Below are 15,680 nucleotides of genomic sequence, written 5' to 3'. Positions count from 1 at the left end.
ATCAAGCTCTGGTATCTGGTGTTTCAAGTGATTTTAAATATTCATAAACAGCAAGTTGAGAACGTATTTTTCGCTTATTTCCGCGAGGAACATAATGATTACTCAAATCTTTGTCAACATAACGGGCTTTTACTGTATCGCTAAATTGCAATTCTAGAATATCTAAAACACGTTGTTTTAAATGAGGATCAACTAAACTCACTGCAACTTCAATACGATAGTCTATGTTACGAGTCATCCAATCCGCTGATGAAATAAACACTTTTTCGTCCCCTGCATTAGTGAAAACATAGACGCGGTCATGTTCAAGAAAGCGGTCAACGATGCTGGTGACTTGAATATTTTCGCTGTACCCCGATTGACCTGCCACTAAAGAACACATGCCACGGACTAATAAACGAATTTTAACCCCTGCATTAGAGGCATCATACAGTTTATCAGTGAGTTCTTTATCAACTAAATTATTAATTTTTAATGTAATGCCGCTTGGAAGCCCCGAAAGTGCATTGGCTATTTCTTGGTCAATTAAAGCCATTAATTTAATGCGAGTATTTTGTGGTGAGACCATTAAGTTGTCAAAGGTGACTGGGCGGTACGGGTTTTCAATAAAACTAAATACTCGGCGCACTTCATTAGTGATTTGTTCGTTAGCGGTGAGTAATGAATAGTCGGTATATAACCGAGCGGTTTTTTCATTAAAATTACCTGTCCCAATATGGGCATAGCGGATAATTTGGCCTTCTTCCATACGTGAAATGATAAATAATTTCGCATGAATTTTCAGGCCAGGGGCAGAGAAAATAACATGGACACCCGCTTCGGTTAGTCTTTTAGCCCAATGTATATTAGCGGCTTCATCGAAACGTGCTTGCAGTTCAACGACTACGGTGACCTTTTTACCGTTATGGGCGGCGTGGATCACGGAATCAATGATGCGAGAGTCTTTCGCAACACGGTAGATATTGATTTTTATCGACAATACATTAGGGTCAAAGGAAGCCTGACGCAGTAATTCTAAAGTATGCTCAAAGGTATAATAAGGGTAATACAGCAGTACATCACGTTCTCTAATAGCATCAAAGCCATTGCGGAAATTATCAAACCAGCGGTGACGTAACCTTGGTAGAGGTTTGTTTAATAAGTTTTTATTCCCTTCATTAGGGAAGTTAATAAAGTCTTTAAAGTTATGATAGCGCCCACCTGCAATGACCGAGTCGTCATTAGATAACCCTAATTTTTCACGTAACAAAGCAACCATTTCATCAGGCATATCACGTTGATACACAAAACGAACTGGCTCTGCGGTTAAACGTTGCTTTAACGTTGAAGACATAATCTCAAGCAAGCTCGATTCCATTTCTGAGGCGATGTCATATTCGGCATCACGGGTCATTTTCATCGAATAGGCGTTGAGCTCATCATAATCGAAAAAACCTTTAAAAATTTCATCGAGGGTATAACGTAAGATATTATCAATTAATATCATTGATTTACGTCTTTTCGGCTTTTCTGGTGGTAAGTTAACAAACCTTGGAACTTTATCAGATGGAATTTCTAATAAGGCGTATTGAATGTGGTTACCATTAATGATTTCTATCGCAAGATAGGTGTAATCGTCTTTCAGAAACTCGACTAAATCAGTATCTGGATTGATTAAAATGGGGGTGATGTGCTGGCGTAGATTTTGCCGGAAATACTGACGTAACCAAATCTGCTGACGTGGGGAAATTTGCCGTTCATTGATTAAAAATATTTGGTTACGAGCCATCTCAAGCAACAAATCATTATACAGAACGTCAAACTCTTGTTCCTGTTTGGCAACTTTAGATTGGATGCGCTTTAATAAGTGACGGGCACCACTTGCTGAGCCGCGTTCTTCATTGATTAAAATTCGGCGTTTCACATCAGCAAAACGAACTTTATAAAACTCATCTAAGTTATTGGAGTAAATGCCCAAAAAACGCATACGCTCAATAAGAGGGTTACGCTTATCGGCTGCTTCTTGTAAAACGCGCTCGTTAAAAGATAGCCAGCTTAACTCTTTTTCATGATAGAGACGTTCTTGGGACATTATAACTCCGTATTAGACGCTTGTTACTTTTTAAGGCTTTGATTTCAGCCAGCTAACTAAATATGTTGTTTAATCGCTTTATCTTGAGCAACAACACTTTCTGGGTTAGCAGACTGTTGTTTCATCGCAAAATATTGATGCTGGAAAATACACATGCGGATAGCCGTGTGGTAGCGCCCATTTACGAAAAATTCGTCAATCAACTCACCTTCAGTATGAAAGCCTAGTTTATTATAAATATGGATAGCTTTGATATTTTCTTTATCAACAATTAGGTAAAGTTTATATAAATTTAATACAGAGAAAGCATAGTCCATTGCAAGCTTTGCTGCACGACTTGCGTGGCCACGACCTTGATGGCTTGGTGCAATAATAATTTGGAATTCAGAGCGACGGTGAATATAGTCAATTTCAACAAGCTCAACTAAACCCACTTTTTCGCTATCATTCTCAACAATAAAGCGCCGTTCGGATTGGTCATGAATATGTTTATCGTAAAGATCGCTTAGCTCAACAAAGGCCTCATAAGGCTCTTCAAACCAGTAACGCATAACACTGGCATTATTATCAAGTTGATGAATAAATGCTAAATCTTCACGTTCAAGTGGGCGCAACCTAAACGGATGAACTTGCCCGGTAGTCATAAAACACCTCTAAGTTAGTGAGTAAAATGTTATTTATAAAAACGTTGCGTCTAGGATAACATGGTTTTTCGATAAAATAATGACACAGCACAGACAGATCTACTCCTTGTTGAAGAATAGTTCACTTTATGCAGAGGGATTTGATTAACCGCTAAAAATAAAAGAGAAAAGGGCGGAAACTCCGCCCTTAGCTAACAATATAAATTATAGCGTTGATGATGCAATAGAATAACCATTCGGTGGTAAAATTTGGTTGTCTAATAACGCGTTACCATCGTGCATCGACAAACGGCCACTAATAAACCATTCAACAACGATTGGGTAAATGGTATGTTCTTGCGTTTTTACGCGCTCAATAAGAAGTTCTTCGGTATCACCAGTGAAAATAGGTACTTTGGCTTGTAAAATTACAGGCCCACCGTCAAGCTGTTCTGTAACAAAATGTACGGATGTACCATGTTCTTTATCGCCATTTTCCAGCGCCTTCCGATGAGTGTGTAACCCAGGGTATTTGGGCAATAAAGAAGGGTGGATATTGAGCAATTTCCCCGTAAAGTGATTAACGAAAGGTGCAGTTAAAACCCGCATAAAACCAGCTAGAACAATTAAATCTGGCTGGTATTGTTCAATATATTCTAACAGGGCGGTGTCATAAGCTTGGCGGTCGGTATATTGTGTCGCATCAAGGTAGAAGGCGGGTATCCCAGCCTTCTGTGCACGGACAAGACCATAAGCGTTGCCTTGGTTGCTCACAACCGCGGCAATTTGAGCATCAATTTCCCCTGAATGGCAGCTATCAATTAATGACTGCAAATTACTACCACTGCCTGAAATGAGAACAACAATTTTCTTCATTAGCGGATCACAACCTGCTCTTCCCCCACAGGAAGCTCACCAATAGTACCAATTTGCCAAGCTTTTTCACCAAGTTGGGTTAATAATGCTAAAGCAGCTTCAACTTCACTTGGTGGTAAGGCGACGATGATGCCCACACCGCAGTTAAAAGTGCGGTACATTTCGTGGGTACTAACATCACCAGCTTGTTGTAGCCAGTCAAAGACAGCAGGCCATTGCCAGCTATTTCCATCAATAATTGCTTGGGTGTTATCAGGTAATACACGAGGAATATTTTCCCAGAAACCACCCCCTGTGATATGTGCGATTGCATGAATATCACGGTTAGCAATCAGTTCTAATACGTTTTTAACATAAATACGGGTTGGTTCTAATAAATGGTCAGCTAAAGGTTTACCGTCTAATTGTGTGGTTTCCGGATTAGTTTGGCTAACGTCTAAAATTTTACGTACCAAAGAATAACCATTTGAATGAGGACCACTTGAGGCTAAGGCAATTAATGCATCCCCTGCACTGACTTTGCTGCCATCGATGATCTCGGAGCGTTCGACGACACCGACACAGAAACCTGCAACGTCGTAATCTTCCCCATGGTACATGCCGGGCATTTCTGCTGTTTCGCCGCCAACTAATGCACAGCCTGATTGTTTACAGCCTTCTGCGATACCAGTGATAACGCTTGCCGCAGTGTCGACATCAAGTTTACCGGTTGCATAATAATCGAGGAAAAACAGTGGCTCAGCACCTTGAACGATTAGGTCATTGACACACATCGCAACCAAGTCAATACCAATAGTATTATGGCGTTTTAAATCCATTGCTAGACGTAATTTTGTGCCTACACCGTCAGTACCTGATACGAGTACAGGTTCACGATATTTTTGAGGCAGGGAACATAATGCGCCGAACCCCCCAAGCCCGCCCATGACTTCTGGACGGCGAGTTTCCTTCACCACACCTTTAATACGTTCAACCAAGGCGTTACCTGCATCAATATCGACACCGGCATCTTTATAGCTAAGAGAGGTTTTATCAGTCACTACGGCCCCCAAGGCAATTACATTTTGAGAAAATTAACTTCATTAGCATTATTCTAACAGGCTAGGCAAACGTTTGCGATAGCTTTATCAATGAAAATTTTTGTCATTGTCAGGGGAAAAGAAATGACAATATTCAGTAAATAAACATCAGCCAAAAGAAATGAGGTCACGGAGATGGTGATTGCTGTTTATCAAATATCAACTTAGCTGAGATAAGCTATAATATGAAAAAAATGGGGCTAATTGTTGTTGTTTTGACCAAAATCAAGGGTAATCTAGTGGCAATCGTAGCTAAAAGAGGTATAATCCGGCGATTTTTTTGTCCGCCGACGTCTTAAATAGTAGGAGAAAACCATGAAGATCGTTGAGGTAAACCACCCTCTCGTTAAACATAAACTCGGCCTGATGCGAGATCATGATATAAGCACTAAACGCTTTCGTGAACTGGCCTCAGAGGTTGGTAGCCTACTGACTTATGAAGCAACCGCTGACCTTGAAACTGAAAAAGTGACTATCGATGGTTGGTGTGGTCCTGTAGAAATAGAACAAATTAAAGGTAAGAAAATCACTGTAGTACCAATTCTCCGTGCAGGTATTGGTATGATGAATGGTGTGTTAGACAGTATTCCAAGTGCACGTATCAGTGTGGTTGGTGTTTATCGTGATGAAGAAACACTACAACCAGTTCCCTATTTTCAAAAACTCGCCTCCAACATTGAAGAGCGTATGGCACTCGTTGTTGACCCAATGCTAGCAACGGGTGGTTCAATGATTGCGACTATCGACTTGTTAAAAAATGCAGGTTGTACGTCAATTAAGATACTTGTGCTTGTGGCTGCTCCTGAAGGTATTAAAGCTTTAGAAGCCGTACATCCTGATGTTGAATTATATACCGCTTCCATAGATGAGCGTCTTAATGAAGATGGTTATATCGTTCCGGGTCTGGGTGACGCGGGTGATAAGATATTTGGTACAAAATAATGATAAGCCGACTGAGAAGTCGGCTTTTTTTTGATTTATTCGTAGAGAACCACTGTATTTAAAGTGATAAGCCAATTCAGTAAAAAATTGCTAAAAGGGGATAAAATAAAATGACACGTCGCACCATCAGTGTTGAAGAAAGACCGCCATTACTCCAAACCATACCACTGAGCTTCCAGCATTTATTTGCTATGTTTGGCGCAACCGTTGTCGTACCGATTCTGTTTGGCGTAAACCCAGCAACAATATTATTGTTTAACGGGATAGGCACCCTGTTGTATTTATTTATCTGTAAAGGGCAAATTCCTGCTTATTTAGGGTCTAGTTTTGCTTTTATTTCGCCGGTATTGATTTTATTGCCACTCGGTTATGAATTGGCACTGGGTGGCTTTATTATTTGTGGTGTATTGTTTTGTCTTGTTGCATTGATTGTTAAAGTTGCGGGAAGGGGGTGGATTAACGTGATGTTCCCACCCGCGGCTATGGGGGCGATTGTTGCCGTTATCGGTTTAGAATTAGCTCAAACAGCAGCAAGTATGGCTGGCTTATTGCCTAAAGATGGCGCCACAGTCGATAGCAATACACTAATCATTTCCCTGACGACATTATCTGTAACTATCCTTTGTGCGGTTGTTTTTCGTGGTTTTTTATCTATCATTCCGATTCTAATTGGTTTTTTAGTTGGTTATGCACTTTCTTACTTTATGGGCATTGTCGATTTTACACCCGTAATCGAAGCACCTTGGTTTGCAATTCCAACTTTTTATACGCCACGCTTTGAATGGTTTGCTATCTTAACCATTTTGCCTGCTGCATTAGTGGTAATTGCAGAACATGTTGGCCACCTAGTTGTGACTGCAAATATTGTTGAACGGGATTTGATGAAAACACCGGGCTTACATCGTTCTATGTTTGCAAACGGTTTTTCTACTGTAATTTCTGGTTTTTTTGGTTCCACGCCGAATACGACATATGGCGAAAATATCGGTGTTATGGCCATTACTAAGGTATACAGTACTTGGGTTATTGGTGGTGCAGCGGTAATAGCGATATTACTTTCTTGCATTGGTAAGTTAGCTGCGGCGATCCAATTAGTGCCGGTACCGGTGATGGGTGGGGTATCACTCTTATTATACGGGGTAATTGGTGCATCGGGTATCCGTGTTTTAATTGATTCGAAAGTGGATTACAACAAACCGCAAAACTTGATTTTGACGTCAGTGATTTTAATTATTGGTGTCAGTGGGGCGGTGATCCATATTGGTCAAGCAGAACTTAAAGGTATGGCACTGGCTACGATTGTTGGTATTTGTATGGCATTGTTATTCCGCTTTATTACCTTTGTCCGGCCTGAGAAACAGTTTGTGACATCAGAAGTGCAAGAGCTTAATAGTCATAAAAAATAATTCACATTGTTTTCAATACGCCGCTCAAAATATTGGGCGGCAATTGGAAACCGTTCTTATTCATCTCTCCTCGTTTTTTATGGTAAACTGGGAGATGAAAATTGATTTGTACAGCCAGAGGCGCTTCTGAACACACCATCACAGCTTTCATTACCACTATATCTTCCAGATGATGAAACCTTTGCTAGCTTCTATGCTGGGGAGAATGGGGCGTTGTTGTCTGCTATTCAGTCTGCAATTATTCAACCACATGGTAGCTATATCTATTATTGGTCGCGTGAAGGTGGTGGGAAAAGCCATTTATTGCATGCTGCATGTGCTGAGCTTTCTGAACAGGGTGTTGCTGTAGGCTATGTACCACTCGATAAACGTGCATATTTTGTTCCTGAAGTATTAGATGGCATGGAACATTTATCATTGGTTTGTATCGATAACATCCAATGTATAGCGGGTGATGAAGAATGGGAAATGGCTATTTTCAATTTATATAACCGTATTTTAGAAATTGGCCGTACTTGCCTGTTAATTACGGGTGATAGACCCCCACGGCAGATTGAGTTGAAATTACCGGATTTGGCCTCTCGCCTTGATTGGGGGCAAATCTACAAGCTGCATCCACTTAGCGATGAAGATAAAATATGGGCTCTTCAATTACGTGCACGTATCCGTGGTTTTGAGCTTCCTGAAGACGTCTGCCGGTTTGTGTTAAAACGTCTTGATAGAAAAATGGGGACATTGTTCGATATTCTCAATAAACTTGACCATGCCTCGATTGTTGCACAGCGAAAACTCACCATTCCATTTGTCAAAGATATCTTAAAGCTCTAGTCAATATTATTGATTAAATCAATATATAAAACTAAAGGCGATAGACTCATGCATATCGCCTTTTAAACAATGTTTGGAAGAGAAGAAGTAACTTAAGTCAAACTCAATAATATATTGAGTACGACTTTTATCACCAAACAGTTTTTATAAAATTTCAAGTACCTGCTCAGGTGGCCGGCCTAAACGTGCTTTATCGCCGTTAACCACAATAGGGCGCTCAATCAGCTTCGGGTTTTCATGCATCGCTTTAATTAGTTGATCCTGTGTTAAGCCGTCATCACTTAAATTCAATTCTTTATATAAATCTTCTTTGGTGCGCATTAACTGACGAGCATCTTTAAACCCTAACATCTTGAGCAGTTTTTTGATTTCACCCGTTGTTGGGGGTGTTTTTAAGTATTCAACCACAGTGGGAACAATGCCTTTTTGCTCTAACAGGGCTAAGGTTTCACGGCTTTTAGAGCAACGAGGGTTGTGGTAAATCTTAATCGAATCCGTCATTATATTAACTCCTTACGGTTTTGCATTTTTATCACGTAATTGCAGTTTTATCAGTGCATCGATTCGCGCATCATAGCGCTGTTGTTCATAACTGCCTAATTTGCTCTTACGGCTAGCATCAGTGAGATAATTAATCGCAGTATCATAATTTCCGCGCAGTGCCATACCTTCAGCATAAGCTGCTAACTCTTCAGTACGGTTACCTTGTTTAGCAGACGCCTCTGCCAGTAGATCCCAACCGATGGGGTCATCTGGATAATCGAAAGTGTATTTATTCAGCAATGTTCTGGCTTCTTTATATTGATGGTCATTAATTAATGCATTCGCAAGATTAACAATAAACACCGTATTTTGAGGGGATTTCTTCAAGGCATTTTGCAAGCGCGTAACGGCTTTTGATACACGCTTTTGCTCAATATCAATATCCGTCATGGTATCGATAAACCAAGGGTTATCAGGCTGTTTAGCTAATAATTCAGCCATGATTTTACCTGCATCTGCGTATTTTTTATCTTGCGACAGAATCAAGGCTTTACCATACTGCGCGGCTATTTGTTCTTGTGCAGAGCCTTTCCCATAATTTTCAATAATCTGGTCTAATGCATGTTTTTGGTCTGAACTATACATTGCCAATATACGGACTCTGGCTAACATAAAATCCAGTGAAGATGGCACGCTGACTTTAGCGTATTGATTTGAACGGTTTCGAGCATCCGCTAAGCGGCTATCTGGTAAGGGGTGCGTTAGCAAAATTTCAGGGGGTTTAGACATATAGCGTGTTTGGTCTGACATCGTTTGCATAAAATCAGCCATTGCATGGGGGTCAAAACCAGAACGCCTTAGTGTTTGTAAACCAATACGGTCAGCTTCTTGTTCATTCGCTTGTGTAAAGCTGATCATGCCTTGTTGCACACCGGCCATCGTGCTTGTCAGTGCGGCAAAACCTGCTTGCGGATTTGCCATCACTAATAATAAAGAACCAATCGTCCCCGCAATCGCAAGAGGGGTGGTACTTTTTTGATCCTCCATCATCCTGGCAAGATGCCGTTGGGTGACGTGTGAAATTTCGTGGGCCATCACCGAAGCGAGTTGGCTCTCATTTTGGCTGTAACGAAATAGCGCGGAGTGTAATACGACATTACCGCCAAAATAGGCGTAAGCATTAATATTAGGGTTATTAACGAGATAAAACTTAAACGGTGTTTTAACTGAATCGGCATTCTTTACTAACCGCATACCAAGTTTGTTAACATATTGAGTCAACAATGGGTCGTAAATGAGTGGTGTACTAGCACGGATTTGGCGTGTAATAGCATCACCCATAATAATTTCTTGGTTGATGCTCAGTGTGCCCCCAGCTGTGGTGCCAATATCAGGTAAGGTGTCTTCTATGGCACTATAAGCAGGTAAAACTGCACCGTTCATCAGTGCGGCGATCATGAAAGCCAATAATGGGTGTTTGAATTTTTTCTTCATGAAACGTGAGTATCCCATACAACATTTAAAATTTAGGGTAAGTACCGACTTTATTTCGAGTGTATATAGGGTAAGGCAGCAAATAACTCGAAAAGTTTAAAACATATGATAGCAAAAGCTATCGTTAAATCTGTTCTTCGGTATAATTTTCGATAATTTAAGAACTGTCCTTTGTGTTATTTCCCCAGGAGCTACAAATGCTGGAATTGTTTTTACAGTGGTATCGTCGGCGTTTTGCTGACCCACAAGCCGTTGCACTTTTTACACTACTGGTTTCTGGTTTTGTGATCATCTTCTTTTTCAGCAGTATACTAGCTCCGTTATTGGCAGCAATTGCTTTAGCTTATTTACTCGAGTGGCCGACGCATTTACTACAACGTGCGGGGTTATCACGCTCTTTTGCTGTGAGTATCATTTTGACCCTATTTGCGGGAATAAGTGCCATGGTGATTTTAATTATTGCGCCGACAGCTTGGCAGCAAGGTATTAATTTGATGGCCGATCTACCGAATATGGTTAACCGTTTCAATGAATTTGCACAGAAACTCCCTGAGCAATACCCTGCATTGGTTGATGTTGGCATTATTGATATGATGGCTGATAATTTACGCAGTCGCATGTCAGGTATTGCAGACTCTGTCGTAAAAGCGTCTGTGGCATCACTAATTGGCATTTTTACTTTAGCTGTTTATTTGGTTTTAGTTCCACTGATGACATTTTTCCTATTAAAAGATAAAGAACGTATTAGCCAAAGTTTTTTAAAGCTATTACCTAAAAACCGTTTATTAGTAGGTAAAGTCTGGGTAGAAATGAACGAGCAAATTACCAACTATCTACGTGGCAAGGTAACAGAAATGGTGATTGTGGGTGTCGTCACTTATTTATGTTTTGCGTATTTTGACCTGCGGTACTCAGTATTATTATCAGTGTTGGTAGGGGTTGCTGTTTTGATCCCGTATATTGGTGCGGTAGCAGCAACAATTCCTGTCGTTATTGTTGGGTTATTTCAATTTGGTATTGGTAGTGAGTTTTGGTACTTGATGCTGGCTTATTTAGTGATCCAAGGGCTGGATAGCAATGTTGTGGTGCCTTTGTTGTTTTCAGAAGCCGTCAATCTACATCCACTAGTGATTATTTTATCTGTTGTCGTTTTTGGTGGTTTATGGGGAGTGTGGGGGGTATTTTTTGCAATCCCACTGGCAACGCTTATTAAAGCGGTTATTCATGTGTGGCCTGAAGACACCAACGAATTAGTAAAATAAGTTTAGAAAATAGTGCTGTATGGCCCATACAGCACTATATAAAGACTAAAAATTAAGCGTTCGCGGTAATGTATTCGAGGACGATTTCGTGGTGATTGCTGGTTTTGAAATTGTCAAATACGTGTTCTATTTTCCCTGTTGGGTCAATGAGGAAACTGATACGATGAATACCATCATAGGTTTTCCCCATAAATTGTTTTTCACCCCAAACCCCAAATTGCTCACATACTTGGTGCTCTTCGTCTGATAATAAAGTGAAGTTCAACATTTCTTTTTCAACGAAACGAGAAAGTTTCTCTGGTTTGTCTGTGCTAATCCCTAAAACCTCGACACCTTTCGCTTTTAGTGTGTCCATTTCATCACGCAAACCACACGCTTGAACGGTACAACCTGGAGTCATCGCTTTAGGATAAAAGTAAACTAATACGCGCTGACCCTGATAATCAGAAAGATTGATGATCTCACCATCTTGGTCAGGAAGGCTAAATTGAGGCGCCTTATCACCGGCTTTCAATGGGTTCATTACATATATCTCCGTTAACTCTGCATATTGGGGTTGTTGATAATGCTTATGTTGCCTTTAGCATTTAGCATTGTACATAGTTGTTGAAATTTGTTTTTTATAATTATGCCGTTATCGTCCAACGGGTCGTGTGCAGTAATCTGAATTTCCAGTTGAGCGGGCATATCATTATTGGCTGGTTGAGTCTTAGAAACAAGCTCTGCAATATTACATTGCGAAGTTGTGAATAAATTTGTGAATTGCTCGACAATCCGTGGTGCATCGTCGACAACCACGTTCACCGTTACTGTCGATGGGTAATAGGTTGTTTGAACACTTTGAGTTCTTTTCATGACAATCAGCAAGTCAAGTTCCGCCCCTTTAGGAGGCAATGTCGCCTCTAATAGAGTGATGGCATTCCAACTGCCGGATAACATCATAATAAACGTAAACTCCTTGCCAAACATCGCTAAGCGACTATCTTCAATATTACAGTCACACTCACTAACGAGGCGAGTAATCGTGTTCACAATGCCCGGACGATCTGTTCCCAGCGCAGTAATCACAAGAAATTGCTGTTCAGTCTTAGGCAAAGTCTGTCCCTTAATGTTTTTGATTATGTCAGTTAAACACTTAATTAGAATATAGCAGTAAATACAGTTGTCATAAAACTGACGCCAGATGCAGGTAAGGAAACCATAAAAAATGGCATCTGCCAAGAGAAAGCACACACTCTTGCGAGAAATATCAGCGAATTATTACTTCTATTTAAGTTAATGTCTCTGGCATTAACAAAATTCATTAAAATCTTGCTGTTGGGTGGTTTTCTTCTTGGAAATGAAAAAGTAACATGGGGGTTCAATTATTAAGGGGGTATCGTCATGGCTAATGGAAACGCAAATTATAAAGATTATTTAATGGGAAGCATTGTTGCAGTTATAACACCGATGGACTCAGCGGGGCGTTTAGATAAAGCCAGTCTGAAAAAACTGGTGGATTACCATGTTGAAAGCGGAACATCTGCCATTGTTTCTGTTGGTACAACAGGCGAATCAGCAACCTTAACTCACAAAGAACATGTGGATGTAGTGAAAGCCACCTTAGAACTTGCTGATGGGCGTATCCCAATTATTGCTGGTGCAGGTGCAAATGCGACAGCGGAAGCTATCTCTTTAACCAATGAATTTGAAAATAGTGGGGTAGTTGCTTGCCTGACGGTAACACCTTATTATAATAGGCCTTCTCAGGAAGGGCTATATCAACATTTTAAAGCAATTTCAGAGAACACTAGCTTGCCACAGATTCTTTATAATGTACCATCACGGACAGGCTGCGATATGTTACCTGAAACCGTAGGGCGTTTAGCGAAATTGGCGAATATTGTCGCAATTAAAGAAGCGACAGGGAACTTAGCTAGGGTTCATCAAATCAAAGAACTGGTTGATGATGATTTTGTACTGTTAACCGGTGATGACGCGACAGCACTCGATTTCATGCAACTCGGTGGAAAGGGCGTTATTTCAGTAACTTCTAACGTTGCTGCACCGCAGATGGTAAAAATGTGTGACTTAGCGCTTGCAGGCAAATATACTGAAGCGCGCGAATTAAACAAAAAACTGATGGGGTTACATCTTCAGTTGTTTGTTGAACCAAATCCAATTCCAGCGAAATGGGGCTGTCATCGCTTAGGCTTGATTACAGATGGTACATTGCGGTTACCTATGACACCGCTAACCAGCTCAGGCCAGCAAAAAGTGGAAGAAGCCTTGAAACTCGCTGGGTTACTGTAAAATTTAGGGAATTTTAATGGCAACATTATTGCAAAAATCGAAGGTTATGAAGGTTGCTGGCCTGTCACTTGTCGTGTTACTGGCAGCCTGCTCCAGCGATCAGCGCTATAAACGTCAGGTCAGCGGTGATGAGGAATACCTCAATGCTGCGCCATTGAAAGTGTTAAATGTGCCACAAGGGCTTACATTACCAGAAGCAAATGGTGAGTATGATATCCCTAAAGCCACATCAACAGGCGCAGTAGGGAAAGCTTTAGATATTCGTCCCCCTGTACTGACAATTTCGCAATTAGCGGGTTCACGCACGGAAGATAGCGCGCAAGCAAGTCGTTTGTTGCTAGAAAATACACCTGAAAATAGTGCTCTTTGGTCACAAGTCACCATGATCCTAGAACAAAGAGGCATCCCAGTTTCATCGAAAGATGATGGCTCTCGCTCAATTGAAACCAATTGGGTCAAGTGGGATCGTGCTGACGAAAACGTGCCTATTGAAAGCCGTCATAAAATTACGGTTAAACCTGAAAACGGCATGATGGCATTAACAGTCACCAGTTTAGGGTTACGCCAAGGTGATGAAACTATTACTGATACTATTGAAGTTCAACGTTATAACAAATTATTGTTAAACGAATTAACTGATAATTTATATACGTTGCGTGATACTTCAAATAAAAACAGTATCCAAAGTGCCTATGGGATCATAGATGTTCAAACAGGTAGTGACGATACAGGCCTTCCTTTAGTCGTTGTCCGTGCGCCATTTGATGCGGTTTGGGAAAGGTTACCTCATGCACTAGAAAGTGTAGGCATGAAAGTTGGCGACCGTTCTCGCTCTAGTGGCTCTGTCACGGTAACTTACAAAGGCTTAAGTAGCTCAGAATGGCAAGCTCTGGGGGTTGATGACCCATCTATCCCTGAAGCGGATTATAAATTGCAGGTTGGTGACTTAAACAACCGTAGTACGCTGCAATTTATCACCACTAAAGGTGTCGCATTAACACAGAAACAAAATGATGAAATGGTCGCGGCATTAAAAGCGGCGTTTAGTAAAGTTCCAACGAATAAATAATTATATTTCATTTTGGTAAAACAAATAAAAACCGTGGCTTGCAATACAAGTCGCGGTTTTTTTATGGGGAATTTTAGCCAAATTGGATGTGTTCAAATTGGGGAAAAGGGATGAGTTAGCTCATCATAAGTTTATAGATAGATAATCATTTTAAATATTATTGCTATCTTGCCAATATGAGATGCCATAAAACGAATGGACAAAAAATCAGTGTTTATGCTGAAGTAATCGTTTGCGTCCGCCTGAGAATTTTATTATCATAATTAGCGCTAAAATATAAAATATTGTATATCAGTGGGTTAGCATAAGCTTTTACATTGGCATATAACTAGCTGAAACAGAGTAGAAAATTAACAGTGAACCGTATTTTTAAATGGTTTTTCTTCTGTTAATTATCTTTTCTGTAAAGACAGAATGATGACAGAATTCCCATATCATTTTTTATATAGATTAATCACATCTCTGGAGTGTGTAAGATGCAAAAGAAAGCTGAGTTGTATCGTGGTAAGGCAAAAACTGTCTATACCACAGAGGATCCTGATCTGCTGGTTCTGGAATTCCGTAATGATACATCAGCACTCGATGGTGAGCGTATCGAACAATTTGATCGTAAAGGCATGGTTAATAATAAATTTAACCATTTTATTATGAGCAAATTAGAAGAGGCGGGTATTCCAACACAAATGGAGGCACTGCTTTCTGACACTGAAGCACTAGTCAAAAAACTAGATATGGTTCCAGTTGAATGTGTTATTCGTAACCGCGCAGCGGGTTCACTTGTTAAGCGCTTAGGTGTTGAAGAAGGTATGGTATTGAACCCACCTTTATTTGACTTATTCTTAAAAGATGATGCGAAGCATGACCCAATGGTCAATGAGTCTTATTGTGAAACCTTTGGTTGGGTTAGTAAAGACAATCTGGCAACAATGCGTGAACTGAGCTACAAAGCAAATGAGGTTCTGAGCAAAATTTTTGCCGATGCTGGGCTCATTTTAGTCGATTTCAAACTAGAGTTTGGTTTATATAAAGGCCAAGTGGTACTAGGGGATGAATTCTCTCCAGATGGTAGCCGTTTATGGGATAAAGCAACCCTTAATAAAATGGATAAAGACCGTTTCCGTCAAAGCCTTGGCGGCTTGATTGAGGCTTATGAAGAAGTTGCTCGTCGTATTGGTGTACCGCTAGATTAATCAATTTTCCATTATTTTAGGTATGGATCAGCCTGCTATTCAGGCTGATTTTGACGAAGAGTTAT

Annotated in this window: 15 protein-coding genes; 7 read left to right on the top strand and 8 right to left on the bottom strand. The window is 40.5% G+C overall.

Annotation, left to right across the window (positions count from 1 at the left end; all coding sequences use genetic code 11):
* Position 1 precedes the first annotated feature (1 nt).
* The 4 genes from ppk1 to purM all read right to left on the bottom strand — a co-directional run bounded on the left by ppk1 (position 2) and on the right by purM (position 4,610).
* Positions 2-2,071 carry a polyphosphate kinase 1 gene (ppk1, locus tag P3L56_RS11760; protein ID WP_042843534.1) on the bottom strand — a complete coding sequence of 690 codons (2,070 nt, stop codon included), beginning with the start codon at positions 2,069-2,071 and terminating at the stop codon, positions 2-4.
* 56 nt (positions 2,072-2,127) lie between these two features.
* On the bottom strand, positions 2,128-2,715 hold the full coding sequence (gene speG, locus P3L56_RS11755; RefSeq protein WP_042843535.1) for a spermidine N1-acetyltransferase: 588 nt from the start codon (positions 2,713-2,715) through the stop codon (positions 2,128-2,130).
* Between the two features lie 204 nt (positions 2,716-2,919).
* A complete protein-coding gene (gene purN, locus P3L56_RS11750) occupies positions 2,920-3,570 on the bottom strand; it encodes a phosphoribosylglycinamide formyltransferase (RefSeq protein ID WP_042843536.1) in 651 nt (216 codons plus the stop codon).
* The gene (gene purM, locus P3L56_RS11745; RefSeq protein ID WP_042843537.1) at positions 3,570-4,610 is read right to left on the bottom strand and encodes a phosphoribosylformylglycinamidine cyclo-ligase; all 1,041 of its coding nucleotides are present in this window, start codon (positions 4,608-4,610) and stop codon (positions 3,570-3,572) included. The genes purN and purM overlap by 1 nt, the downstream gene beginning before the upstream one ends.
* Before the next feature lie 354 nt (positions 4,611-4,964).
* Between purM and upp the strand changes: the two genes are divergently transcribed.
* The 3 genes from upp to hda all read left to right on the top strand — a co-directional run bounded on the left by upp (position 4,965) and on the right by hda (position 7,825).
* Positions 4,965-5,591: a uracil phosphoribosyltransferase gene (upp, locus tag P3L56_RS11740; RefSeq protein WP_042843538.1), complete on the top strand. Its 627-nt coding sequence runs from the start codon at positions 4,965-4,967 to the stop codon at positions 5,589-5,591.
* 110 nt (positions 5,592-5,701) lie between these two features.
* Complete coding sequence (gene uraA / locus P3L56_RS11735) at positions 5,702-6,997, top strand: uracil permease (RefSeq protein ID WP_042843539.1); 1,296 nt, start codon at positions 5,702-5,704, stop codon at positions 6,995-6,997.
* A gap of 126 nt (positions 6,998-7,123) precedes the next feature.
* Positions 7,124-7,825 carry a DnaA inactivator Hda gene (gene hda / locus P3L56_RS11730; RefSeq protein ID WP_042843540.1) on the top strand — a complete coding sequence of 234 codons (702 nt, stop codon included), beginning with the start codon at positions 7,124-7,126 and terminating at the stop codon, positions 7,823-7,825.
* Between the two features lie 144 nt (positions 7,826-7,969).
* On the opposite strand, the gene arsC is transcribed toward hda, so the two are convergent.
* Together arsC and P3L56_RS11720 are read right to left on the bottom strand one after the other, a co-directional pair.
* Positions 7,970-8,326, bottom strand: a complete 357-nt coding sequence (arsC, locus tag P3L56_RS11725) for an arsenate reductase (glutaredoxin) (RefSeq protein ID WP_048607347.1) — start codon at positions 8,324-8,326, stop codon at positions 7,970-7,972.
* A gap of 12 nt (positions 8,327-8,338) precedes the next feature.
* On the bottom strand, positions 8,339-9,802 hold the full coding sequence (locus P3L56_RS11720) for a tetratricopeptide repeat protein (protein WP_042843542.1): 1,464 nt from the start codon (positions 9,800-9,802) through the stop codon (positions 8,339-8,341).
* Positions 9,803-9,999: 197 nt separating this feature from the next.
* Here P3L56_RS11720 and P3L56_RS11715 point away from each other — a divergent pair, with 197 nt between their 5' ends.
* The gene (locus P3L56_RS11715) at positions 10,000-11,064 is read left to right on the top strand and encodes an AI-2E family transporter (protein WP_042843543.1); all 1,065 of its coding nucleotides are present in this window, start codon (positions 10,000-10,002) and stop codon (positions 11,062-11,064) included.
* 52 nt (positions 11,065-11,116) lie between these two features.
* Here P3L56_RS11715 and bcp read toward each other — a convergent pair whose 3' ends face one another.
* Complete coding sequence (gene bcp, locus P3L56_RS11710) at positions 11,117-11,587, bottom strand: thioredoxin-dependent thiol peroxidase (RefSeq protein ID WP_042843545.1); 471 nt, start codon at positions 11,585-11,587, stop codon at positions 11,117-11,119.
* A gap of 14 nt (positions 11,588-11,601) precedes the next feature.
* Complete coding sequence (locus P3L56_RS11705) at positions 11,602-12,159, bottom strand: glycine cleavage system transcriptional repressor (RefSeq protein ID WP_042843546.1); 558 nt, start codon at positions 12,157-12,159, stop codon at positions 11,602-11,604.
* Positions 12,160-12,483: 324 nt separating this feature from the next.
* Here P3L56_RS11705 and dapA point away from each other — a divergent pair, with 324 nt between their 5' ends.
* The 3 genes from dapA to purC all read left to right on the top strand — a co-directional run bounded on the left by dapA (position 12,484) and on the right by purC (position 15,615).
* Positions 12,484-13,356, top strand: a complete 873-nt coding sequence (gene dapA / locus P3L56_RS11700; protein ID WP_042844313.1) for a 4-hydroxy-tetrahydrodipicolinate synthase — start codon at positions 12,484-12,486, stop codon at positions 13,354-13,356.
* 16 nt (positions 13,357-13,372) lie between these two features.
* Positions 13,373-14,425: an outer membrane protein assembly factor BamC gene (gene bamC / locus P3L56_RS11695; protein ID WP_042843547.1), complete on the top strand. Its 1,053-nt coding sequence runs from the start codon at positions 13,373-13,375 to the stop codon at positions 14,423-14,425.
* Positions 14,426-14,901: 476 nt separating this feature from the next.
* Positions 14,902-15,615, top strand: coding sequence for a phosphoribosylaminoimidazolesuccinocarboxamide synthase (gene purC, locus P3L56_RS11690; protein ID WP_042843549.1), 714 nt, complete (start codon positions 14,902-14,904; stop codon positions 15,613-15,615).
* The last annotated feature ends 65 nt before the right edge of the window (positions 15,616-15,680 follow it).

The organism is Providencia sp. PROV024, from assembly GCF_032709665.1.
GTDB lineage: Bacteria > Pseudomonadota > Gammaproteobacteria > Enterobacterales > Enterobacteriaceae > Providencia > Providencia huashanensis.
This window is presented reverse-complemented; position numbering and strand designations above follow the sequence as displayed.